This is a genomic window from Massilia sp. Masssp94 (assembly GCF_059491305.1).
The window spans coordinates 7,023,065-7,046,397 of the sequence record NZ_CP168501.1; the positions used below are offsets into that span (position 1 = coordinate 7,023,065).

A 23,333-nucleotide genomic window follows, 5' to 3' on the forward strand; every position below is an offset into this window, starting at 1 on the left:
TCACGGGATTGGGTTGTGGACGGTGACGAGCTTGCTGCCGTCCGGGAACGTGGCTTCGACCTGGATGTCCGGGATCATCTCCGGCACCCCGTCCATCACGTCGGCGCGCGCCAGGATCATGGTGCCCTCGCTCATCAGCTCGGCCACGCTGCGGCCGTCGCGGGCGCCTTCCATGATCGCGGCCGTGATCAGCGCGACGGCTTCCGGGTAGTTCAGCTTCAGGCCGCGCGCGCGGCGGCGTTCGGCCAGCAGCGCGGCCGTGAAGATCAGCAGCTTGTCTTTTTCGCGTGGGGTCAGGTCCATGGCGATCCTTTACGTATTCCAGATGCGCGGCGGCGTGGCCGGCCGGTCCAGCAGGTGCGGCCGCAACGCCGTCCACGCCCCCGTCAGCGCGGCACGGGCCCGTTCGCCGTCGTCGCCGAGGAAGCGCGCCACGAACACGTGCTTGACCTGGCTGACGGCGAGGCCCGGATCGACGGCGCGCACCGCGTCCCGCAGCCCCGCGGGCACGGGCCTGCCGACGGCGACGAGCGTCGCGCAGACGCTGTGTCCATCCATGCCCAGCGGGCTCGCGAGCAGCGCGGGCGTGGCGCCGCCCTGCTCCCACCACACGGGCCGGCCGTCGATGCGGATGCGCGTGCGCTGCCCTACCTGGCCGCGCGTAAAACGTTCGCCGGACGCGCGGCGACCGAAGCACAGCACCTCGCTGCCGATGTAGACGGCGCCCGGGGCCAGGTCGACGTCGTGCGCGAGCATCACCTCGGCGTCGTCGTAGACGATGGTTTCCTGCGGCAGCCATTCGATCGCGGCGCCGGGACCGGCGGCCAGGCGCACGTCCTGGCGCGACATGCGGCCGTTGGCGCGATACCACTTCGCGGCGCCGGGCGACGTGGCCAGCACGTGGCAGCCGGCCGGCACGTCGAGCGCGATGTCGAGCCGGTCGCCGCCCACGATGCCGCCGGGCGGGTGCACGACGATCACGTGGCAGGTTCCCGGCCCTTCGGGATACAACGCCTTCTGCACGCGCAGCGGCCCGCGGTGCTCGCGCCGGACGAGCCGCGTGCAGCCGCCGTCGCGGGCGAAGCCGAGACGCAGGGATGCGTGCCAGGAGGTGCAGGTCGGGTCGTCGAAGGGCATACCCGATGAGTTAGCACGATGCGTGCCACTCGCGGGACAGAGGAACGCGCGGACGCGGCGCACCAGCACGGCACCGGCGGCACCGGAACGGTGCAGGCGCACGCCCGGATCAGGTGATCAATATGATTTCGGCAACGTCAAAGGTGAAGCCGACAGAGGGCCGCGCGCGGCGACCAGGTGAGGAAATCGGAGGGTGTCCGCGGGCCGGACCGGCGAAAGCACCGGTCAAGCGGGCGAACCAGGGCTGAAAAAAATCAGCGGCGGCGGCGCAGCGGGCGGGCGATGCGGACCGGACGCAGGGCGCGTTCGCGGTCGGCGGCACGCTTGTAGGCGGCCAGTTCGAACGTCAGCGCCAGGGCGATGCCGGCCGGGACAGCGGCGGCGAAGCCGAGGGCGAGCAAGGCGACGGTTGACAACAGAATAACGATAGTACTTGGGCGCGGCATGATATCCACCTTTTCTCTAAAACCGTGGTTCCATCCTGCCACAGCTGGGATTTGCTTGCAATCACGTGTCGTGCCGTGCGAGGGCATTCCAGGCATTTGCTGTACTTAAAAAGAGACGTCCGCTGAGCTCACTCAACAAAGTCGACGCGCGCAGGCGGTCCAGCACCGGTCCCTTGACCTCGGCCAGGTGCAGGCGGACGTCGCGCCGGGCCAGGGCGCGATTCAATTCGAGCAACCCGAACAGCGCCGAACTGTCGATGGCGTTCACGGCCGACAGCACGAGCACCAGATGGCGCGCCTCGCGGTGCGCGGCCAGTTCTTCCTCGATGCGCTCGCTGACCGCTTCGATATTCCCGAAGAACAGCCCCGCGTCCACGCGCAGCAGCAGCACGTTCGGATCCGTCTCGGCCGAGTACCGGTCGATGTTGCGGAAGTGTTCAGTGTGCGGAATCCGGCCCAGCACCGCGATGTGAGGCCGGCTCTCGCGCCAGATCATCGTCCCCAGCGACAGCAGCAGCCCCAGCACGACGCCCGCCTCCACCCCGAGCAGCAGGACGCCGCCGGCCGTCGCCACCAGCGCGAGCGCGTCGGCGCGGTCGTAGTTCCATGCGGTGCGCAGCGTCGACCAGTCCAGCAGGCCGAGCACGGCGACGATGATCGTCGCCGCCAGCACGGGCAGCGGCAGCAGCGCCAGCCAGCCGGTGGGCAGCACGAGCGCGCCCGCGAGCAGCGCCGCCGTGATCACGCCCGCCAGCTGGGTCCGCGCGCCGGCCGCGAAGTTCACGGCGGAGCGCGACAGGCTGCCGGTCACGGGAAAGCCGCCGGACAGCGCGCTGCCGACGTTGGCCAGGCCCAGCCCCACGAGTTCGCGGTTCGTGTGCAGTTTTTCCGCGCGCTTCAGCGCGAGCGTCTGCGCACCCGACATCGCGATCAGGAAGCTCATGAAGCCGATCAGGAGGGACGGTTTCAGCAACGCCTGCCAATGCGCGGCGGACGTCGCCAGGCTCAGGCCCGGCAGCCCGGCCGGCACGGCGCCGATCACCTGCACGCCCATGCGGTCGAGGCGCATCGATGCCACGAGTGCGATGCCGCCCAGGACGAGCACCATCGGTGCGAGACGCGCGGCGACGTCGGCCGCGCCGGACGGCATGCCGAGCCGGCGCAGCAGCGGCGCCAGCCAGCGCCGCGCGAACAGCAGCAGCGCGATACTCCCGACGCCCAGCGCGGCGCTGGGACCGTGCACGTGCGGCAGCGCGCCGCCCAGCAGGGTGCGCACCTGCCCCAGCGAGATGACGACGGCGGAGCCCAGCGTGAAGCCGCTCATCACGGGGCGCGAGAAGAAGTTGGCGAGGTAGCCCACGCGCAGCAGGCCGCACGCGAGCAGCACGACCCCGGACACCAGCGCCAGCTGCGCCGCCAGCATGCCGTACAGCGCGCTGCCCGGCGATGCTTCCGGCGCCAGCGCGGACGCCGTCATCAGCGAGATGATCGCCATCGGCCCGACGGATTGCGAGGAACTCGTGCCGAACAGGGCGTACAGCAGCGGCGGCACGATGCTGGCATACAGGCCCGCGACGGGCGGCAGGCCGGCGACGAGCGCGTAGGCCATGCCCTGCGGGATCATCATCATGGCCACGACGATGCCGGCGCCCACGTCGCCCGCGAGATCGTCGCGGCGATACGTCCGCAGCCAGCCGAGCAGGCGCGGGTTCGTCGCTACCGTGCGCATCGGCGCGCCGCCGTTCACTGCATCGCCAGTTCGACGCAGTTGCGGCCCGCCCGCTTGGCGCGCGCGAGGGCGGCATCGGTCCGCTGCGTCAGCGAATCGCCGCTTTCCTGCTCGCCCAGCTGGGCCACGCCGAGGCTCACCGTCACGTGGTCGCAGCCGGGAATCTCCGCCTGTTCGATCGCCACGCGCACCTTTTCCGCCATTTTCAAACCGTCGATGGCGCTCGTGTGCGGCGCGATGATGTGGAATTCCTCGCCGCCCGAACGCACGAGGATGTCGCTGGCGCGCAGCACGGCGCGCGTCGTGTCGGCCACGGTGCGCAGCGCCACGTCGCCGACCGGGTAGCCGTACGTGTCGTTGACCACCTTGAAACGGTCGATGTCGAACGACAGCAGCGCGAGCGGCACGCGGTAGCGGCGGGCGCGCTTGATCTCTTTTTCCAGCAATTCCTCGCCGTGGCGGCGGTTCGCGACGCCGGTCAGCGCATCCGTCGTCGAGATGTACGTGAGGCGCGCCATCAGGTGCTCGTTTTCCTGGCCGATGGCGACGAGGCGCAGGCCGAAGGCGGCGAGGCGCGCCACGTCCTGCAACGTCGCCCACTCGTCCGGCGCGAGCGCGCGCGCGGCGCCGAACAGCAGCGACAGCGCGCCGCGCGGCGTGCCGGGACCGTCGGCGGGAATGGGCAGGCCCAGCGCCATCGCGACGCCGTGCGCGCGCAGCCCTTCCGCCAGCGCCGGTTCGCCCGATTGCTCCGGGACTTCGATCAACGCGGCCGCGCCGCCCGCCGCGGCCAGCAGGCCGGGGAATGCGTGGCGCAGCGGCGCCTGCAGGAGGCGGTCCGTGCGCTGCAGCAGCGCGCCGAGCAGCAATCCCTCCGGTCCCTGCTGGGCTTCCAGTTGCAGATCGTTGCCCTCCTTGAGCAGGAAGACGCCCGCATGCAGCACGCCCGGCCACGCGCGCAGCGCGGCGCACAAGGCTTCGGACAACGTATGTGCGTCTTCCGCCTCGTCGAGCGCGGCCTGCACGCGGGCGCGCAGGTCCAGCAGGGCGCGCAGGCCGGCGGCGGCGCCCGACGGCGCTTGCGGCTGCGCAAGGCGCGTGCTCACCGCGGCGCGCAGCGCGGCCGCGTCGAGCGGCGTGACGGCATAGTGCACGGGGCCGTGCGCCATCAGCGCGGGCAGCCAGGCGGCGCCGGCGAAAGGACATAACAACAGCACGGGCGCGCCGGCACGGCGGGCGACGAGGTCGCCGAGGGCTTCCGCGTCGATGCTGGGCTCGAAGCGGTCGAGGTCGATCACGAGCAGGTCCGGCTGCTCGCGCGCCAGCAGGCTCGCGGCGACGTCGGCACTGTCGGCCAGGTGCAGGCGTGCGAACAGGGAGGCGCAGGCGTCCCCGAATTCGGCGCGCCGTTGCGCCATCGGACTCAGGTAAATCGCGGTCTGCTGCAGCATGAATCACCTCTGGAATACTTTGTTACGCTAACAAGTTTGCCACAAAGCACCTGTAACGGCCAGCAAATGCTCGCAATGTGTGGAAGCGCACCGTCAGCGCGTCCTTCAGGCGGGAATACTGGCGGAATCATGCACAAGGAGAGCACCATGGCAATACAGGACGACGCAGCGAACAGGCAGAAGGCCATTCAGAACCGCCAGGACCAGGCTGACGCCAGCATGCAGAAGGGTGACCAGGGGTCGGGCGGCGCAGCCCAGACGGGTATCCAGCAGCCCAGCGGCGACTTCCCCGCCCAGCACCTGGCCAAGCCGGGCATCGAAGCCCAGATGGAGCTGAAGCCGAAGTTCATGGCCGAGCACTACAAGGGCAGCGGCAAGCTGGCGGGCCAGGTCGCCATCGTGACCGGCGGCGATTCCGGCATCGGCCGCGCCGTCGCGATCCTGTTCGCGCGCGAAGGCGCCGACGTCGCCATCCTGTACCTGAACGAACACGAGGACGCGGCCGAGACGCAGCGCCTGATCGAGGCCGAGGGCACGAAATGCGTGACGGTCGCCGGCGACGTGAAGGACATGGAATTCTGCCAGCAGGCCGTCGACCAGATCGTCGCCAAGTGGGGCCGCCTGGATGTCCTCGTCAACAACGCCGCGTTCCAGGAACACGCCGAGTCGCTGCTCGACCTGACGGAAGACCGCTTCGACGAGACGATGCGCACGAATATCTACGGCTACTTCCACATGGCGAAGGCCTGCCTGCCCTACATGAAGCGCGGCGCCGCGATCATCAACACGGGCTCCGTGACGGGCCTGAAGGGGTCGAAGAAGCTGCTCGACTATTCGACGACCAAGGGCGCCATCCACGCCTTCACCATGTCCCTCGCCGCCAACCTGCTGGACCAGGGCATCCGCGTGAACGCCGTCGCGCCGGGCCCCGTGTGGACGCCGCTGAACCCGGCCGACCAGTCGCCGGAAGACATCACCAAGTTCGGCCAGAGTACGACGTTCGGCCGTCCCGCGCAGCCGGAAGAGCTGTCGCCGGCGTACGTCTACCTGGCCTCGAACGTCTGCTCCGGCTATGTGACCGGCGTCGTGCTCCCGATCACGGGATCGGTGGGCGAATAACCTCGAGGAGAGCTCCAGATGGCACGCAGCATGTGGAAAGGTGCGATCAGCTTCGGGCTGGTGCACATCCCGGTCGAGATGTATCCGGCGGCGAGCGACCAGGGGCTCGACCTGTCGATGCTCGACCGGCGCGACTTCGCGCCGATCGGCTTCAAGCGCTACAACAAGGCGACCGGCAAGGAGGTGTCCTGGGACGACATCGTCAAGGGCTATGAATACAGCGACGGCGAATATGTCGTCCTGTCCGACGAAGACCTGCGCCGCGCCAACCCGGACGCGACGCAGACCATCGACATCCTCGCGTTCGTGAACGCCGAACAGGTCCCGCTGATCTACTACGAACAGCCCTACTACCTCGCGCCAGGCAAGGGCGGCGACAAGGTCTATGCGCTGCTGCGCGAGACCTTGCGCGACGTCGGCAAGATCGGTATCGCCAACGTCGTCATCCGCGTCAAGCAGCACCTCGCCGCCCTCGTCTGCGTGGGCGACACCATCGTGCTGAACACCTTGCGCTACCCGGACGAGATCCGTCCCACCGACGAGCTGAAGATCCCGGCGGCGGACTCGAAGGCCGCGCAGGTCACGGAGAAGGAATTGCAGATGGCGAGGGCGCTCGTCGAAGGCATGAGCGAGAAGTGGAAGCCGCAGCAGTACCGCGACACGTACCGCGAGGACGTGATGGCGCTGATCAAGAAGAAGGTCGCCGCCAACCAGACCAAGACGCTCACCGAACCGGAACCGGAAGAAGAGAAACCCGCCAAGTCGAACGTCATCGACCTCGTCTCGCTGCTGCAGGCCAGCCTCGGCAAGAAGCCTTCCAAAGCCGCCGCGGCGGACGACGATGACGACGACGAACCGCCGCCGCGCAAGTCGAGGAAACCGTCTGAGGACGACGAGGATACCGACAAGGACACGGGCAATCGGCCTCCGCCACGCGCGCGCAAGGCGCCTTCGCATGCGGCCACGCACGCGAGCGCAAAACGTACGTCAGCGGGCACGACAGCGGCCAAGTCGGCCGCGACGAAGACGGCGGCGAAGACGGCGGCAAAGAAAACCGCCGCGAAAGCCGCGCCAAAACCCGCAGCGAAAGCGGCGCCCGCCCGGCGCAGGAAGGCCGCCTGAGTGGATCCGGATACGCTGCTGGACCTGCTGCAATGGCCCGCGATGGCGGTCACGCTAGTGGCCGCCTTCCTCGTCGGCGCCCGGCACGCGAAGAAACGCGTGGTCGGGTTCTGGACCTTCATCCTGAGTAATGTGTTGTGGATCGTGTGGGGCGTGCACGACGAGGCGTGGGCGCTGATCGCGCTGCAGGCCGGCCTCGCCGCCATGAACGTGCGCGCGATCTTCCGCAACGAGCGGGGGGATCCGGCGGACGACAAGGCCGCCGGCGCCTAGCAGCGCTTGTGCCCCCGCCTCCGCGGGGGCGACGATCATTTTTTCTCCGCCTTGAACCCCAGCGCCTTCATCGCCCTGGTCAGCGTGACCGCGCTCTTGTCGTAGTCCGCCCACGGCGCATTGCCCTCGTCCAGCCGGGTGTGCACGTTCTTGACTGTCCACTGGCTGCCCGACTTCAGCTTCGGCAGTTCTTCCCAGCGCACGGGCACGGAGATGCCCAGGCCCGGACGCGCGCGCGCCGACCACGCGGCCACCGTCGTCGCGCCGCGCCCGTTGCGCAGGTAGTCGATGAAGATGCGGCCCACGCGGTTCTTCGCGCCGCTCTTGGCGGAGAAGCGGTCCGGGATCGTCTTCGCGAGATGCGTCACGATCGCGCGCGAGAAATCCTTCACCGTGTCCCAGTCCAGCTTCGGCTTCAGCGGCACGACGACGTGCAGGCCCTTGCCGCCGCTCGTCTTGAGGAACGGGTTCAGCCCCAGCTCCTCCAGGAACGCGCGCACCAGCTGGGCCGCTTCCCGCACCTTCGCAAACTCGACGCCCTCGCCCGGGTCGAGGTCGAACACCATGCGATCCGGCGTGTCGTAGTGTTTCGACGTCGCGTTCTGGCTGTGGATCTCGACGACGTTCCATTGCGCGCTGGACAGCAGGCCTTCGATCGTCGCGATCTCCGTCATGCGCGGGTGGTCCGGGTCGAGCGCCTGGTCCATCTGCGCGACGCCGGGCATCTTCGCGGTGTCCGCGACGTGCTTCTGGAAGAACAGCTCCTTGCCGATGCCGTCGGGCGCGCGCACCAGCGAGACCGGGCGCCCCTTCAGGTGTTCCATCATCAGTTCGCCGACCAGCGCGTAGTAACGCACCATCTCGACCTTGGTGACGCCGCTTTCCGCATCCATCACGCGCTCGCCGTGCGTGACCTTGAACGTGGCGGGCAGATTGCCCGGCAAGCCGTTCTCCGGCTCGGCCTTCTTGGCCGTCCGCTTGTTCGTCGTCTGTTCAGGGGCGGGTTTCGCATTTTCCACGGGTGCCTCCTGCATGTGCCTGGGCAGTTCGCGCACGACGCTCTTCGCCGGCTTGTCCTTGCGCAGGCCCTGGAACACGGGGTGGCGGATGGAGTCGGTGGCCGTCCATTCCGAGAAGCTGACTTCCGCGACCAGGTCCGGCTTCACCCAGTGGTTCGTCCGTCCCGGCACGGCGCGCGCCGGGAACGGATTCTCGTCCGTCTCGATCGCTTCCAGCACCTCGCGCATGTGGCGCAGCGAGGCGCCGTTGAACCCGCTGCCGCAGTTGCCGGCGTAGCGCAGCACGCCGTCCTTGTCGTAGTACCCGAGCAGCAGCGAGCCGATGCCCGTGCGGGCGCCATGCGGATCGGTGTAGCCGCCGATGACGAATTCCTGGCGCTGGCCGCATTTCAATTTGATCCACTCGGGCGAGCGGCGCGTGACGTAGCGCGAGTCCTTGCGCTTGCCGATCACGCCTTCCAGGCCGATCTGGCACGCGGCCACGACGAGCTGCGCCGGGTCCGTCCCGAATTCGGCGGAGAAGCGCACCGTGTCCGACGGCCGCGCCGCCAGCGCCTCCTGCAGCAACGGACGCCGCTCGTCGAGCCGCACGTCGCGCATGTCGTAGCCCTTGAAGTACGGGGCGTCGAATATGAAATAAACGATTTGCGCGCTGTTGGAGCCGTCGAACGCCAGCTGCAGCAGGTTGAAATTCGGCTTGCCGTTCTCGTCGTGGACGACGATCTCGCCGTCGTACCAGCCGTCCGGCAGTTTCATCCGGCGGATTTCCTGCTGCAGCGGTTTCAGCTTGTCGGTCCAGTCGTTGCCGTTGCGCGTGACGAGGCGGACGTCCTTGCCCTGCACGCGCGCGACCATGCGGTAGCCGTCGAACTTGATTTCGTAGATGTAGTTTTCCGGATCGGCGGGCGGGCCGTCGACGAGCGTCGCCAGTTCGGGCGTCAGCGTCTCCGGCAGGTCGGCCTTGACGGCGCCGGCGGGCATGACGCCGCGCTTCGGTTTCGCCGCCTTTCCGGGCGCCGACTTGTCGGCCTTCAGTTCCTCCACCTTCACCTCGGCGCCATGCTCCGGCATCGGCAGGTCCTTCACGCTGTCGGGGAATTCGTCGACGACGGAGAATTCGGCGGCCGGCCTCGCGTATTCGTCGTTTTCCTTGATGAGCAGCCACGGTTCCTGCTTGTCGTCCTCGTGGCCGCGCAGCCGCACGAGCACCCAGCGGCCGTGCATCTTGTGGCCGTGCATCTCGAACTTGATCTCACCTTTCTTATAACCCTGGCGCGGGTCGCCGACGGGCTCCCACGTCCCTTTATCCCAGATGATGACCTTGCCTGCGCCGTACTGGTGCGGCGGGATGGTGCCTTCGAAATCGGAATACGAGATGGGATGGTCTTCCACGTGCACGGCCATGCGCCGGTCGTGGGTATCGTAGCTGGGGCCTTTCGGTACGGCCCAGCTCTTCATGACGCCGTCCAGTTCCAGACGGAAATCGTAATGCAGGCGGGAAGCCCAGTGCTTCTGGATCACGAAGGTGAGAAGGCCCTTGCTGACCTCCCCACCCTCTGCGGGCTCGGCAGTGATCTTGAAATCGCGCTTGGCCTTGTACAGCTTTAACGGGTCGGGCATGGCATCACCTCTGCAGCAATTTGCCTTAGTGTAGGCAGTAGCTGCAGACGCGACTGTTCGCTGGCTAACTCTATGTGGTGCGCGTGGGCTCCCCGAGCCCACGTTGGATTGCAGATTACTTGCGGTCGGATGCGGTCTGGTCGCGTGCCGCACGGAACTCGGAGTCCTTCGACCAGTTCGGCCAGGCGCCCGAATCGGCCAGGTCGCGGCCCACCGAATACAGCACGCCGAGATCGCGCGCCATGCCGGTGAACGGCCACGAGGCGCTCCATTCGTCGGCCGGCTGGTGGTACGCGACGGACACGTAGTTGTCCTCGGCGGCCTTGCCCGCGGCGACGCCGCCCTGCTCCCAGTCCTCGCCCGAACCGAACGAGATCGCCGGCACGCCGTGCTTGGCGAACGGGAAGTGGTCGGAGCGGAAGAAGTGGCCCGCTTCCGGTTTCGGGTCGGCCGAGTAGCGGATGCCGTTCGCCTTGGCCTTCGCGACCAGCTGGTCGAGCAGTTCGAGCTTGGCGCTGCCCGAGATCGTGAAGTCGCGCGACGGGCCGTACGGGCTCAGCGCGTCCATGTTGATCACGCCGACCGTCTTGCCCAGCGGGTAGACCGGGTTGTTCGCGTAGTATTCCGAGCCCAGCAGGCCCTTCTCTTCCGCCGTCACGGCCAGGAAGACGACGCTGCGTTTCGGCGCCGGCGCCTTGGCGTAGGCGCGGCCCAGTTCCAGCAGCGCGGCGATGCCGGTGGCGTTGTCGACGGCGCCGTTGTAGATCTTGTCGCCCTTCGCGTCCGGCAGGCCGACGCCCAGGTGGTCCCAGTGGCCGCTGTAGATCACGACCTGGTCCGGGTGCGCGCTGCCCGGACGCACGGCCAGCACGTTCTTCGACGTGATGACCTTGGCGTCGACGGCGTAGTGCGCGGACATCGTCACGCCCTTCAGCTCGACCGGCTTGAAGGTGCGGGCCTGCGCCTGCTTCTTGAGCTTGTCGAAGTCGAGGCCGGCGCGCTTGAACAGGTCGACGGCGACGTCGCGCTGGATCCACGCTTCCACCGGCGCGTGCGCTTCCAGCGGGTTCTTGCGCACGATGTCGTACTGGACGTTCGTGTTCGAATTCTTCACCGTGGCCCAGCCGTACGACGCGGGCGCGGTCTCGTGGACGATCAGCGTGCCCAGCGCGCCGCGGCGTGCCAGTTCCTCGAATTTATAGGTCCAGCGGCCGTAGTAGGTCATGGCCTTGCCGCCGAAGTCGCCCTTGCCCGTCTCGAAGTCCGGGTCGTTGATCAGCACGACGGCCAGCTTGCCCTTCAGGTCCTGGCCCTTGAAATCGTCCCACTTGCGTTCCGGTGCCGTCACGCCATAGCCGACGAACACGAGCGGCGCATTCTTGAAGTCGACGCTCTTCGCGCCCGTCATCGCGGCGCGCACGGCGACTTCGTTACCCTGCGTGAAGGCTTTCGTCGTGCCGCCGGCCGTGACGGACACGTCGACCGGGCCGCTGATCTCGAAGCGGCCCAGCGGGACGTCCTGCGTCCAGCCGCGCTTGCCGTCGACGAGGTCGCCGCCCGGCTGCAGGCCGGCCTGCTTGAACTGTTCGATGATGTAGTTGACGGTCTTCGTCTCACCGGCCGTGTTCGGGCCGCGGCCTTCGAACGCGTCGGACGACAGGACTTTCACGTCCTGCGACAGGATTTTCGGATCGATGTGGACGGCGTCTGCGGCCTGGGCGGCCAGCGCCGCGGTGGCGAGCGCGATGGCGGTCAGGGTGGTACGGAGGGAAGTTTGTAGTGTCACGAGCGGTCTCTTGGGCGTCGAATTATTGGATGGGCACGGATAGTGCCGCCAAAGTATCGTTCGAATGATTTCCACTGTCAAACATCGTTCCGACAAAAGGATTTCCGTACGTACACTTGTAACGGGATGTAAAGGATCGTCAACCACGCGCCGCATGGCCGCGTTTCTGGCCCAGTAGCACACTTTAACGACACCTGAAGGAAATGCCGCCATGAACAAAATCGTCGCCACCCTGATCGCAGGCCTGTTCGCCACCTCGGTGTACGCCCAGACGACCGCCACCCCGGCCACGCATGCCGAAGTCAAGGCCGACAAGAAAGCGGCGAAGGCCGAGGCCAAGGAAGAGAAGGCCGACGTGAAGGCCGACGCGAAGCTGGAGAAGAAAGCCGCCGAAGCCAATGCGGACGTCGCCGTCGCCAAGGCCGACGCCGCGAAGACGAAAGCCAAAGCACACAAGAAAGCCGCCAAAGCCAAGGCGGAAGCCGCAGCCGACAAGGCCGAGGCACACGCAGACCAGAAAGCCGCCGCTGCCAGGTAAGTCCCCTCCGGTAGCGCACAACCGGCTCAAGCCCCTCCATCCTCCGAAGACAGGGTTCGCCCTGTCTTTTTTTCGTCCGCGATCTACAATGGCAGTCCGTTATCAGCCGGGACTACCATGCACGACATCGTCTTTTTGGACCGCGACAGCCTGATCGCCACCATCCGCAAGCCATCCTTCGAGCACCGCTGGCGCGACTACCCCGCCACGAACGCGAACGAGGTCGTCGAACGCCTGCGCGGCGCCACCATCGCCATCACGAACAAGGTGCCGCTGCGCGCGGACGCGATCGCGCAACTGCCGGACCTGAAGATGATCGCCGTGGCCGCGACGGGCACGGACAACGTGGACCTCGCCGCCTGCCGCGAGCGGGGCATCGTCGTCGCGAACATCCGCAACTACTCGCTCGTCTCCGTGCCCGAACATTGCTTCGCGCTGCTGCTCGCCGTGCGCCGCAACCTGCGCGCCTACGTGGCCGACGTCGAGGACGGGCGTTGGGAGCAGTCGACACGTTTCTGCCTGCTCGACCACCCGATCGGCGACCTGGCCGGCAGCCGCCTCGGCATCGTGGGCTATGGCGCGCTGGGGCGCCGCGTCGCCCAGATCGCGCGCGCGTTCGGCATGGACGTCGCCGTCACGTCGCGCTCGCCCGTGGCGGACACGGACGTGGTGCAGTTGCCGCTGGATGAACTGCTGGCCACGTCGGACGTCGTGAGCCTGCACCTGCCGCTGACGGACCAGACCCGCCACATGATCGGCGCACGCGAGCTCGCATCGATGAAGAGAAGCGCCATCCTGATCAACACGGCACGCGGGGGCCTCGTCGACGAAGCGGCGCTGGCGCAGGCGCTGACGGACGGGACGATCGCGGGCGCCGGGTTCGACGTCCTGAGCAAGGAGCCGCCCGTGCCGGCCAACCCGCTGCTGCAGCTGCGGTTGCCGAACTTCGTGCTGACGCCGCACGTGGCGTGGGCCAGCGGCGGCGCGATGCAGACCCTGGCCGACATGCTGGTCGATAATCTCGAGGCGTGGGTGGCCGGAAAGCCGACCAACACGGTCTAGCCGTCTGCCCGCAGCGGCAGCTCGACGATGAACACCGTGCCGTGCCCGGGCCGGCTCTCGACCCGGATCGTCCCCTGCAGCAGCGTGGTCACGAGGTTGTACGCGATGTTGAGGCCGAGGCCCGTGCCGCCCTGCCCCATGCGCGTCGTGAAGAATGGATCGAAGATGCGCGACAGGTGCTCCGGCGCGATGCCGCGGCCGTCGTCGGAGAATTCGATGCGCACGCGGTCGCCGTCCAGCGGCCGGGCCTGGATGCGCATGCGGCCGCCCGGCGCGTCGAACGCGTGCAGCAGCGCGTTGTTGATGAAGTTGATGACGACCTGGCCGAACGGGCCGGGATAGCTGTCCATCGCAATGCCGGCCGGGACCTGCAGGTCGAGCGTGTGGCCGGCACGGCGCACCTGGTTCATCATCGTCGCCGCGATCTCGTGGCAGGCCTGGTCCAGGTCGAAGCGGCGCCGCTGCGTGCTGGCCTGGTCCACCGACACCTGCTTGAAGCTGTTCACGAGATCGGCCGCGCCGTGCAGGCTGCGCACGATGAGGCTTGCCGCTTCGCGCGCCGCCGCGATCCACGTCTCCAGGTCCGATTTCTTCAGCGCGTTGTGCGCGAAGCGGTCGGCCAGCGCGTTCGTCTTTTCTTCCAGCGTGCTGGCCATCAGCAGGCTGTTGCCGATCGGGGTGTTCAATTCGTGCGCGACGCCCGCGACAAGGGCGCCGAGCGACGCGAGTTTTTCGCGCGCGGCCAGCTGGGCCTGGGTTTCCTTCAGCTGGCGGTAGGCGTCCGCATTGTCCAGCGCGACGCCGACATAGGACGCGAGGGTGCTCAGCATGTCGAGCTGCACGTTCTGGTACGCGCCGGGCCGGCCGCTCTGCACCGTGATCACGCCCAGCACGCGCTGGCCCACGAGGATCGGCACGACCATCAGCGAGCGCGGCGCCGGCAGCGTGTCGGCATCCGTGCTGGCCGGATCCGCGCCCAGCACGTCGCGCACGAGTCCCGAGAACCGGGCGTAATCGCGGGCCAGGTCGCCGATCAGGATCTCCTCGCCCGTCACGCGGCAGTATTCGCCGAGGCCGCGCACGCGCGCGGGGAAGCGCCCCTGGTCGGGCACGCGGCGGCCGTCGGCGACGACGTACGGGTAGTCGATCGGCCCGTCCACGCGCGCCACGCCGATCGCGAACAGCGGCGCGTCCATCAACTGGCGCACCTGGCCGTACACGTTGGCCATGATCGCCTCGCCGTCGAGGTTCGCCGTCAGTTCACGGCCGATGTCGGACAGCAGCGCGATGTTGCGGCGCGCCTGCTCCACCGCTTCCTTCTGCGCTTCCGCCTCCTGCTTGCGCTGTTCCGCCCGCTCCTTCTGCAGCACCAGCTCCGCCGTGCGCGCGCCGACCTGGCGTTCCAGGCGCGCCTTCTGCTGCACGAGCACGCGCACGCGCAAGCGGTACAGCGCGACGGCGATGGTCGCCAGCACGCTCGCCGCGAGCAGCCGGAACCACCACGTCGCCCAGAACGGCGGCGGGATCGAGATGTTCAGGGTAGCCGGACGCTCGCTCCACACGCCGTCCTTGTTGGCGGCCTTCACCTCGAACACGTACTCGCCCGGATCGAGGTTCGTGTAGGTGGCGAAGCGCTTGCGGGCGTCCGTCTCGGTCCAGTCCCGGTCGAAGCCGAGCAGCCGGTAGGCGTAGCGGTTCGCCTGCGGATCGGCGTAGTGCAGCGCCGCGAATTCCAGGGTGAACACGGAATCGCGGTGGCTCAGGCGGATGTCGCGCAGGCGGTCGGCGGCGACGGGCAGCGCGCGCGGCCGGTTGAACACGAGGAAGTCGGTGATGACGACGGCGGGCGGGAACGGGTTGTCGTGGATGTCCTCCGGCTGGAACGACGTCATGCCGTTGATGCCGCCGAAATGCAGCTCGCCGTCCGCGCCGCGCGCCGCCGAGCCGACGAAGTACGAGCCGTCCGTCAGGCCGTCCTTGGCCGTGTAATTCTTGTAGCGCCCCGTCTCCGGATCGACGCGGGTGAGGCCCGTCGTCGTGCTGACCCAGATCTGGCCGTTGCCGTCTTCGAGGATGCCGCCGATCGGCACCTGCTCGCGCGTGGGCGCGACGGGGAACCGGCGGAACACCGTCTTGCCGCCCGGCTCCCGCTGCATGCGGTGCAGCCCGCCCGCCGTGCCGACCCACAGGTCGCCGCGCGCGGACTCGTACAGATAATAGACGCGGTTGTGGCCCAGGCTCGCGGGGTCGCGCGCGTCGTGGCGGAAGTGCGTGAACGTGTCCGTCGCGCGGTCGTAGCGGTCGAGGCCATTCTCCGTGCCGATCCAGATCGTGCCGGCACGGTCCTCGAACACGGCGAAGCCATAGTTGTCGCCCAGGCTGGCCGGATGCGCCGGGTCGTGACGCCAGCCGCGCAGCGTGCCGTCCGCCGCCACCATGAACAGCCCGCCGCGCGTGACGATCCACAGCGCGCCGGTGCGGTCGAGCGTGAGCGCCTGGACCCAGCTGGCGCCCGCCTCGCGCCCGAGCGGCACGGGTGTAAAACGGCCCGTCGCCGGATCGCGCCACGACAGGCCGCTGGGCGAGCCCACCCACAGCCGCCCGCGTCCCGGCAGCGTGCTGCCGACCGTGTCGTCCGGCAGGCTGGCGGGGTCGCGCGGATCGTGGCGCAGCATGTCCACGCGGCCGCTCTCCGGATCGAGGTGCAGGATGCCGCCGCCGGTCGTGCCCAGCCACAGGCGGCCGGCGGCGCCGACGGCGATGCTGCGGATCTTGCGCGCACTGCGCGGGTCCGCGACCTGCCCCGGCAACAGCGCGAAGCGGGAAAAACCGCCGCTGGCGAGGTCCGCGCGATTGACGCCGCCGAACATCGTGCCCGCCCACAGCGTCCCCGTGCGGTCGACCCAGATCGACATGACGCGGTTGTCGGACAGCGTGTGGCGGTCGAGGGGCTGGCTGGTGTAGCCGATGAAGCGCCCGGTCGTGGGGTCGCGCCATTTGAGGCCGTCGAGTTCCGTGCCCACCCACAGCGTGTTGCCCTGGTCGTGGTACAGCGACTGCACGCGGCCGTCGTTCATGCCTTCGTCGGCGCCGACATGGTGGCGCCGCGGCGCACCCTGGCCGATGCGCCACGCTTCCAGGCCGGCGTCGGTGCCGATCCACAGCGTGTCGCGCGGGCCCATCGACAGCGCGACGACCGCATTGCGCTTGCCGGCGTCGATGTCGTAATGCGCGAAGCGCGCGGCGCCCGCCGGCAGGTGGTCGAGACCGACGCCGGTGCCGATCCACAGGCCGCCGCGCGGATCGAGGGCGAGCGCGGTGACGCGGTCGTCGCGCAGGCTGCCGGGATCCTGGCCGTCGTGGCGCAGCGTGCGTAGCGTGCCGGTTGCCGGATCGACGTGCACGATGCCGTCGCTGGTGCCGACCCACAGGCCGTTGGCGCCATCGCCGATGATCGCGGTGACGGCGCTGTTGCGCGCATTGCGTTCCGTGCCGGCCAGCAGCGGCAGGCGAATGAACTTGCGGCTCGCGGGATCGAACCGTGCGAGCCCGCCGCGCGTGCCGAACCACAGCCGGTTCTGGCCATCCTCGTACGCGGCCTGCACGTAGTTGTCGGCCAGGCTGGACGGGTCGTTGGGGTCGTTGCGGAAGACCTGGTTGCGGTAGCCGTCGAAGCGGTTCAGGCCTGCCTGCGTGCCGAACCATATGAAGCCGTCGTGATCCTGCAGGATCGCGAGGACGGATTCCTGCGACAGCCCTTCTTCCAGCCCGATGCGCTCGAAACGCAGGCTGCGCGGGCCGCCCGCCAGCGCCAGCGTGCACACGCAGGCCAACAGCAGGCCGCACAGCATGCGCCGCAGCGCTTGGTTGACGAATGGGAAGGGTTCGGGTTTCCAGGACACCTGGGCTAATCTACCAGAACCCCAAAAAATGTTGAAAGAAATTAAGACTTCCTCATTCGTCATGCCACTGCTATAATGCGTGCATCGGGCGGCTGTAGCTCAGCTGGATAGAGTACTTGGCTACGAACCAAGGGGTCGTGGGTTCGATTCCTGCCAGCCGCACCAAGTTATACGAAAGGCCAGATCGCAAGATCTGGCCTTTTCCATTGGTCGTTCCCATTTGCTGCTGTACATCTCATCATGTCCGACCAGCTCATCATCCGCCCTCTCGATCCCCAGGACCTCGCCGGCTGGCGCCCGCTGTGGGACGGCTATAACGCCTTCTACGGACGCAGCGGCCCCACGGCCCTTCCCGAATCCATCACGCAAGTCACGTGGCACCGGTTCTTCGATCCAGCGGAGCCCGTGCACGCGCTGGTCGCGGAAAGCGCAGGCCACATCGTGGGTCTTGCCCATTACATCTTTCATCGCAGCACGACGCGGCTGCATGACGTCTGTTACCTGCAAGACCTGTTCACCACACCCGACAGGCGCGGACTGGGCGTCGGCAGGCAGTTGATCGAAGCCGTCTACGACAAGGCGCGCGCGGCCGGCAGTTCGCGCGTGTACTGGCAAACGCACACGGACAACGCAGCCGGGCGCGCCCTCTACGACAAGGTCGCGCGGCACCTGGGCTTCATCGTCTATGCGCACGAATTGTGACGGCTTTGCCAAACACGCTTTTCCAAACAATAATCCGCTGCTATAATGCGTGCCTCGGGCGGCTGTAGCTCAGCTGGATAGAGTACTTGGCTACGAACCAAGGGGTCGTGGGTTCGATTCCTGCCAGCCGCACCAGCTTATACGAAAGGCCAGATCGCAAGATCTGGCCTTTTTCATTTCGCGCTCCCCTCTTCCCCGTCCGGCTGCGCGGTCCCGACCCGGATGCCCCGCCGTGCCAGCGCCTCGCGCAGCAGGAATTCGATCTCCGCGTTCACGCTGCGCAGATCGTTGGCAGCCAGCCGCTGCAGTTGCTCCCACAACGCGGGGTCGATCCGCAGCGGATAGGACTTCTTGCCGGGACTTGCCATCGACGCACCGCCTCAGTTGTACAGGGTGCCCGCATTGATGATGGGCTGCGCGTCGCGGTCCGAGCACAGCACGACCAGCAGGTTGCTGACCATCGACGCCTTGCGTTCCGCATCGAGCTCGACGATCTCGCGCTCGGCCAGGCCTTTCAATGCATCTTCCACCATCGTGACGGCGCCATGCACGATGCGGGCGCGCGCACTGATGATCGCCTGCGCCTGCTGGCGGCGCAGCATCACCTGGGCGATCTCGGGGGCGTAGGCCAGGTGCGTCAGCTTCGCATCCAGGGTTTCGACGCCCGCCGCCTCGAAGCGCGCCGTCAGTTCCGCGCTGAGCGCGTGCGCCACTTCCGCCGCGCCGCCGCGCAGTGTCGTTTCGCCCGGCGCGAGGTCCTCGCCTTCGTCGTACGCATATTGCGCGGCCAGGTGGCGCAGCGCAGCCTCGGCCTGCACGCTGACGTAGCGCTCGAAATCGTCGACCTCGAACAGCGCCTGCGCCGTATCGCGCACGCGCCAGACGACGGCGGCGGCCAGTTCGACCGGATTGCCCCGCTTGTCGTTGACCTTCAGCGTGGACATGTTGAGGTTGCGCGCCCGCACGGTCAGCTTGCGCTTGCGATACAGCGGGAACGCCCAGCGCAGGCCCTCGCCGCGGTCCGTGCCCACGTAGCGGCCGAACAAGGTCAGCACGGCCGTCTCGTTCGGCTGCAGCATGTACAGCCCTGCGCACATGAACACGCCGGCAAGGACGAGCGCAATGCCGGCCAGCGCCGCCCCGCCCGCCATGCTGCCCAGGATGGACAGGTGGACCAGCCAGGCGCCGGCCAGGACGGCGAGGATGCCGCCGCCCAGCGCGAGGTAGCCATTCATCGAAGCGAGCGGTATTTCCTGACGAGTGAGTGCAGACATGCCGGATCCCATGAGGTTATATGAAAGTGATATCACTTTAAGATCACCTTTCCGCGTTGTCAAGCATGCCGTTTTGTCATTCGCGGCAAGCCTGCTATAATGCGTGCCTCGGGCGGCTGTAGCTCAGCTGGATAGAGTACTTGGCTACGAACCAAGGGGTCGTGGGTTCGATTCCTGCCAGCCGCACCAACTCATTACGAATGGCTCATAAAACGCGTTGCGGTTTATGAGCCATTTTTCATTGATACGTGCCGTTCTGCGACGTTTTCCGTCTTTTCTGTCTTTGCCGTTTTCCCGGACGCGCGCCGTCTCGTCCCGTTCAATTCCATCGCGCAATATTCCTGGCATTGCAGCGCTGCCTTTATCCGATCTCGCCGGAAATGAATATTCCATTGCGGCGATCTATTTCACCGTTTCGTTCTCTCTTTCTTTAGATCACTTGATTACAGTCAACTATTTCTGTCGAATAAATTTACATCGATCTTTTTTAACCAAGAGTTTTTAAATTAAATCGCTGTAAACACGGAATTTCAATTCTCTGGCACGGTCATTGCAACATTAAATATTGCATTACCGTTCATCCGAAACCAGGGAGAAATCATGTTCCGCACTAATCTTTTAAAAGCCAGCGTAGCCTGCTCCATTCTCTTCGCCGCACAAGGCGCATATGCCACCACGGTATCGTGTACGAGCATATCGCCCGCCTACGATATCTCGGGCAAAGTCAGCAATACCAGTAATTGCGCGATTCTCTCGCCAATCAGCGACAACCTGAATGACAACGATCTCTCCACCATCAACTCCGGCGGCTTCTTCAGCATCTCGGACTGGGTGTTCGACGGGAAGTACGACGACATGGACTCTACCGGAGGCAACGACACCTCGGCACTGTTCAACTTCACCGGCAACAACGTGTCGGGCACCTACATCTACGCCGGCGGCTCCCCCGCACCGCAGGACGTGTTGCTGATCTTCAAGGACGGCGACAATACCAACCTGGTCGGGTATCTGCTGAAGACGCCCTATGGCGGCACTTATTCGCGGCCTTTCACCGATCCGCCGTTCCCGCTGAATGGCGCATCGACCGTCCACAACATCTCGCACATCTCGGTGTATTACCGGAATGGCGACGGATCGGGCGATTCCGGCGGCGGCGAAGTGCCGGAACCCGCGACACTGGCCATTATCGGCCTCGGCCTGCTCGGCATGGCCAAATTGCGCCGCAAAGGCTGATTTTTCAGCCCGCATTCCTCGTTCATTTCAAGGCCCACCGACCGGTGGGCTTTTTTTATTCCGCACTCATAAATCATCCCGCCTTAACTGCAAGTTACTTTCCTTGTTTTTAATTGTTTCGTTTTTTCCGACTCCCCTTTTTTCATTCCAAATGTATTAACTTCGTTATCACACCCATTTCACTTTCGATATTGAACTGTTGCGACCACGCAATTAGTTCCCAATACGCTTACACATTCTTTCCATTTAGCAGTACATTTATCCCGGGAAACGATTATGATTTCCCGAAACAGCTGAACGCTGCTTATTGAAAAGGGCAAAGCCCGCGAAAGCGGGTGACGCAAAGTCAACGGTCTAACGAGCTCAGGCTCCAGGACGGCAGGACTGCCAGATGCCAGCTTTCGATACAGGCCCTCGCCTGTCGCGACAGAACGTCATTGCGCACGATCCTGCCCATTTTTATCTCAAGGAATCGTACGTGATGAAGTCCGCACACACCTCCCTCAGCCTGCTGCCGATGTTGATCGCCAGCACCCTTTCCATCGGTGCCGCACAGTCCGCCCTCGCCGCGCAAGACGCCGGCTATGCGCGCGGCCGCATCCTGGTCGAGGCGCGCCCGGGTCTGTCGGACGCGGCCCTGGATCGCATCCTCAAGGAACACGGCGGCAAGCGCCGCAAGGTCGGACAAAGCCGCCTGCAAATCGTCGACCTGCCCGCCAACGCGTCGGAAGTGGCCGTCGTCGCGAAGCTGGCGCACCGCCCCGAACTCAAATTCGCGGAACTCGACCGCATCGTGCCGGCCGCCATGGCCGTGACCGACCCGTATGCCGGCAGCGAGTGGCACCTGAACAAGATCGGCGCGACCAGCGCGTGGGACAGCTCCCTCGGCCGCGGCGTGACGATCGCAGTGCTCGACTCGGGCGTGAACGTCAACCACCCCGACCTCAAGGACCGCCTCGTGGCGGGCTATAACGTCTACGGCGGCAACTCCGACTTGACGGACGTCTGCGGGCACGGCACTGCCGTCGCCGGCACGGCGGCAGCCACGTCCAACAACGCGGCCGGCGTGGCCGGCATCGCGGGCGCGGCCAGCATCATGCCCCTGCGCATCGCCTACAGCGACAGCACCGGATGCCACGCCTACTTCAGCACGATCGCCAGCGGCATCACCTATGCGACCGACCACGGCGCCCGGATCGCGAACATCAGCTACACCGGCATCGCCGGCAGCTCCGCCATCCTCAGCGCGGCCCGCTACATGAACAGCAAGGGCGGCCTCGTGTTCGTTTCCGCCGGCAATAACAACGTCGACGAGAACGTGGCGCCCGATCCGGCGCTGGTCGTCGTGTCGGCGACCGACAGCAACGACGCCAAGGCCAGCTTCTCGAGCTGGGGCAGCTTCGTCACCATCGCGGCGCCGGGCACGAATATCTGGACGACGAACAATTCCCTCGGCTATTCGGCATGGAACGGCACGTCGTTCTCGGCCCCGGTCACCGCCGGCGTCGCCGCGCTGATGATGGCGGCCCGTCCCGATCTGGGCGGCGACACGATCCAGTCGCTGCTGTACTCGACGGCCGTCGATCTCGGCGCGGCCGGCCGCGACCCCGTGTTCGGCTATGGCCGCGTGGATGCCGCCACCGCCCTGCGTGCCACCGTGGCGTACCAGGCGCCGGTCGATACGACCGCCCCGCTCGCATCGATCGCCGCGCCGCTGGCGAGCAGCTCGGTCGCCGGCCTCGTCGGCGTCTCCGTGAATGCCGGCGACAACGTGGGCCTGGCACGCGTCGACCTGAAGGTCAACGGCACCGTGGTCGCCACCGATACCGCCGCGCCGTACAGCTTCAGCTGGGACTCGACCGGCGTCGCGAACGGCATGGCCAGCCTGGTCGCCGTCGCCTATGATGCCGCGGGCAACGCCGGCCAGTCCGCCGCCGTCGCCGTCAACGTCGCCAACAGCGTGACGACGGTCAGCAAGGACACGACGCCGCCTGTCGTCGCCATCGGCAATCCAGTGGCGGGTGTGGTCAACGGCAACGTCGCGGTCTCGGTCAACGCGACGGACGACGCGGGCGCCGCCGGCATCAAGACGACGCTCGTCATCGACGGCCAGACGAAGGCCCAGGGCACGGGCGGCACGCTCGGCTATAACTGGAACACGCGCAAGGCCGCTGCCGGCCAGCACACCATCACCGCGACGGCGCGCGATGCCGCGGGCAATACGAGCAGCACGTCGGTCACCGTGACGACGAAGTGATCTAGGATTTGCCAAAAGGAAAAAGTCGGCTATAATGCCGGCCTCGGGGCGGCTGTAGCTCAGCTGGATAGAGTACTTGGCTACGAACCAAGGGGTCGTGGGTTCGATTCCTGCCAGCCGCACCAACTTATACGAAAGGCCAGATCGCAAGATCTGGCCTTTTTCTTTATCTTCGCGGATTTCTGCCGAACCGGCATCATTGCCCTTTGCGAAACCGCGATTCGCCGCTATAATGCGTGCCTCGGGCGGCTGTAGCTCAGCTGGATAGAGTACTTGGCTACGAACCAAGGGGTCGTGGGTTCGATTCCTGCCAGCCGCACCAACTTATACGAAAGGCCAGATCGCAAGATCTGGCCTTTTTCATTGCCGCGCCCCCTCCTGCCAGCCGTATCCCCCGCGACTTTGACGAGCGCCCAGTGCCCGTTTGCAAACAGAAAAAACTCAGCGGCGGATTTTCTCGCGTCTTTACGTAGGAGTGAACCTACAAATACTATGCAATTTGGCTGATTTCCGCCGTTGACTGATGCCAGACACACCAACTCCTCTATGAAAAGCGGGTGAAAACCGCATCCTCGCGGAAACTATTTATGTTCAGCATCTTTCCACGAAGAAGCGCACACTTCGGTGATTTTTCGTGCGTTTTATCGATGATTTGATACGATG

At 66.4% G+C, this 23,333-nt stretch carries 18 protein-coding genes, 5 tRNA genes and 1 riboswitch; of the genes, 13 read left to right on the plus strand and 10 right to left on the minus strand.

Annotated elements, in window-relative coordinates; genetic code table 11:
• The 5 genes from ACEN9G_RS30825 to ACEN9G_RS30845 all read right to left on the minus strand — a co-directional run bounded on the left by ACEN9G_RS30825 (position 1) and on the right by ACEN9G_RS30845 (position 4,763).
• Positions 1 to 303 carry an urease subunit gamma gene (locus tag ACEN9G_RS30825; protein ID WP_413344107.1) on the minus strand — a complete coding sequence of 101 codons (303 nt, stop codon included), beginning with the start codon at positions 301 to 303 and terminating at the stop codon, positions 1 to 3.
• A gap of 9 nt (positions 304 to 312) precedes the next feature.
• Positions 313 to 1,137 carry an urease accessory protein UreD gene (locus ACEN9G_RS30830; protein WP_483127498.1) on the minus strand — a complete coding sequence of 275 codons (825 nt, stop codon included), beginning with the start codon at positions 1,135 to 1,137 and terminating at the stop codon, positions 313 to 315.
• A gap of 254 nt (positions 1,138 to 1,391) precedes the next feature.
• Positions 1,392 to 1,553, minus strand: a complete 162-nt coding sequence (locus ACEN9G_RS30835; RefSeq protein WP_156133696.1) for a hypothetical protein — start codon at positions 1,551 to 1,553, stop codon at positions 1,392 to 1,394.
• 91 nt (positions 1,554 to 1,644) lie between these two features.
• Entirely contained in the window at positions 1,645 to 3,312 is a 1,668-nt protein-coding gene (locus ACEN9G_RS30840) for a SulP family inorganic anion transporter (protein ID WP_483127499.1), read from the minus strand.
• 14 nt (positions 3,313 to 3,326) lie between these two features.
• Entirely contained in the window at positions 3,327 to 4,763 is a 1,437-nt protein-coding gene (locus ACEN9G_RS30845; protein ID WP_495605502.1) for a GGDEF domain-containing protein, read from the minus strand.
• Positions 4,764 to 4,910: 147 nt separating this feature from the next.
• On the opposite strand from ACEN9G_RS30845, the gene ACEN9G_RS30850 reads away from it, so the two are divergent.
• From ACEN9G_RS30850 to ACEN9G_RS30860, 3 genes are read left to right on the plus strand one after another with little or no spacing between them, the layout of a single operon-like run.
• Positions 4,911 to 5,882: an SDR family oxidoreductase gene (locus ACEN9G_RS30850; RefSeq protein ID WP_413340788.1), complete on the plus strand. Its 972-nt coding sequence runs from the start codon at positions 4,911 to 4,913 to the stop codon at positions 5,880 to 5,882.
• 18 nt (positions 5,883 to 5,900) lie between these two features.
• On the plus strand, positions 5,901 to 7,004 hold the full coding sequence (gene ku, locus ACEN9G_RS30855) for a non-homologous end joining protein Ku (RefSeq protein ID WP_413340790.1): 1,104 nt from the start codon (positions 5,901 to 5,903) through the stop codon (positions 7,002 to 7,004).
• Complete coding sequence (locus tag ACEN9G_RS30860) at positions 7,005 to 7,277, plus strand: hypothetical protein (RefSeq protein ID WP_413340792.1); 273 nt, start codon at positions 7,005 to 7,007, stop codon at positions 7,275 to 7,277.
• A 35-nt stretch (positions 7,278 to 7,312) separates the two neighbouring features.
• Here the strand turns inward: ACEN9G_RS30860 and ligD are convergent, their stop codons facing one another.
• Both ligD and ACEN9G_RS30870 read right to left on the minus strand, forming a co-directional pair.
• A complete protein-coding gene (gene ligD / locus ACEN9G_RS30865) occupies positions 7,313 to 9,916 on the minus strand; it encodes a DNA ligase D (RefSeq protein ID WP_413340794.1) in 2,604 nt (867 codons plus the stop codon).
• A gap of 115 nt (positions 9,917 to 10,031) precedes the next feature.
• Positions 10,032 to 11,702 carry a M28 family metallopeptidase gene (locus ACEN9G_RS30870; protein ID WP_413340795.1) on the minus strand — a complete coding sequence of 557 codons (1,671 nt, stop codon included), beginning with the start codon at positions 11,700 to 11,702 and terminating at the stop codon, positions 10,032 to 10,034.
• Between the two features lie 211 nt (positions 11,703 to 11,913).
• Here ACEN9G_RS30870 and ACEN9G_RS30875 point away from each other — a divergent pair, with 211 nt between their 5' ends.
• Entirely contained in the window at positions 11,914 to 12,240 is a 327-nt protein-coding gene (locus tag ACEN9G_RS30875; RefSeq protein ID WP_413340797.1) for a hypothetical protein, read from the plus strand.
• 117 nt (positions 12,241 to 12,357) lie between these two features.
• Positions 12,358 to 13,302, plus strand: coding sequence for a D-2-hydroxyacid dehydrogenase (locus tag ACEN9G_RS30880; protein ID WP_413340798.1), 945 nt, complete (start codon positions 12,358 to 12,360; stop codon positions 13,300 to 13,302).
• On the opposite strand, the gene ACEN9G_RS30885 is transcribed toward ACEN9G_RS30880, so the two are convergent.
• Entirely contained in the window at positions 13,299 to 17,204 is a 3,906-nt protein-coding gene (locus ACEN9G_RS30885) for a sensor histidine kinase (protein WP_495605503.1), read from the minus strand. The two genes, ACEN9G_RS30880 and ACEN9G_RS30885, sit on opposite strands and share 4 nt — an antisense overlap.
• A gap of 88 nt (positions 17,205 to 17,292) precedes the next feature.
• Between ACEN9G_RS30885 and ACEN9G_RS30890 the strand changes: the two genes are divergently transcribed.
• From ACEN9G_RS30890 to ACEN9G_RS30900, 3 genes are all read left to right on the plus strand, one after another.
• Positions 17,293 to 17,369: transfer RNA gene (locus ACEN9G_RS30890), tRNA-Arg, on the plus strand.
• Between the two features lie 75 nt (positions 17,370 to 17,444).
• On the plus strand, positions 17,445 to 17,906 hold the full coding sequence (locus ACEN9G_RS30895; protein ID WP_413342622.1) for a GNAT family N-acetyltransferase: 462 nt from the start codon (positions 17,445 to 17,447) through the stop codon (positions 17,904 to 17,906).
• A gap of 58 nt (positions 17,907 to 17,964) precedes the next feature.
• Positions 17,965 to 18,041, plus strand: a tRNA-Arg gene (locus tag ACEN9G_RS30900).
• Positions 18,042 to 18,079: 38 nt separating this feature from the next.
• Here ACEN9G_RS30900 and ACEN9G_RS30905 read toward each other — a convergent pair.
• Positions 18,080 to 18,274, minus strand: coding sequence for a type II toxin-antitoxin system antitoxin (locus tag ACEN9G_RS30905; protein ID WP_413342620.1), 195 nt, complete (start codon positions 18,272 to 18,274; stop codon positions 18,080 to 18,082).
• A gap of 12 nt (positions 18,275 to 18,286) precedes the next feature.
• The gene (locus ACEN9G_RS30910; protein ID WP_483127502.1) at positions 18,287 to 19,141 is read right to left on the minus strand and encodes an SPFH domain-containing protein; all 855 of its coding nucleotides are present in this window, start codon (positions 19,139 to 19,141) and stop codon (positions 18,287 to 18,289) included.
• Positions 19,142 to 19,292: 151 nt separating this feature from the next.
• Here ACEN9G_RS30910 and ACEN9G_RS30915 point away from each other — a divergent pair.
• The 5 genes from ACEN9G_RS30915 (at position 19,293) to ACEN9G_RS30935 (ending at position 22,992) form a co-directional block, all read left to right on the plus strand.
• A tRNA-Arg gene (locus tag ACEN9G_RS30915) sits at positions 19,293 to 19,369 on the plus strand.
• Between the two features lie 411 nt (positions 19,370 to 19,780).
• Complete coding sequence (locus tag ACEN9G_RS30920; protein WP_413342616.1) at positions 19,781 to 20,413, plus strand: PEP-CTERM sorting domain-containing protein; 633 nt, start codon at positions 19,781 to 19,783, stop codon at positions 20,411 to 20,413.
• Between the two features lie 305 nt (positions 20,414 to 20,718).
• Positions 20,719 to 20,805: riboswitch (cyclic di-GMP riboswitch) on the plus strand.
• Between the two features lie 89 nt (positions 20,806 to 20,894).
• Positions 20,895 to 22,670, plus strand: a complete 1,776-nt coding sequence (locus tag ACEN9G_RS30925) for a S8 family serine peptidase (RefSeq protein ID WP_413342626.1) — start codon at positions 20,895 to 20,897, stop codon at positions 22,668 to 22,670.
• 48 nt (positions 22,671 to 22,718) lie between these two features.
• A tRNA-Arg gene (locus tag ACEN9G_RS30930) sits at positions 22,719 to 22,795 on the plus strand.
• 120 nt (positions 22,796 to 22,915) lie between these two features.
• Positions 22,916 to 22,992: transfer RNA gene (locus tag ACEN9G_RS30935), tRNA-Arg, on the plus strand.
• Positions 22,993 to 23,333: the final 341 nt, after the last annotated feature.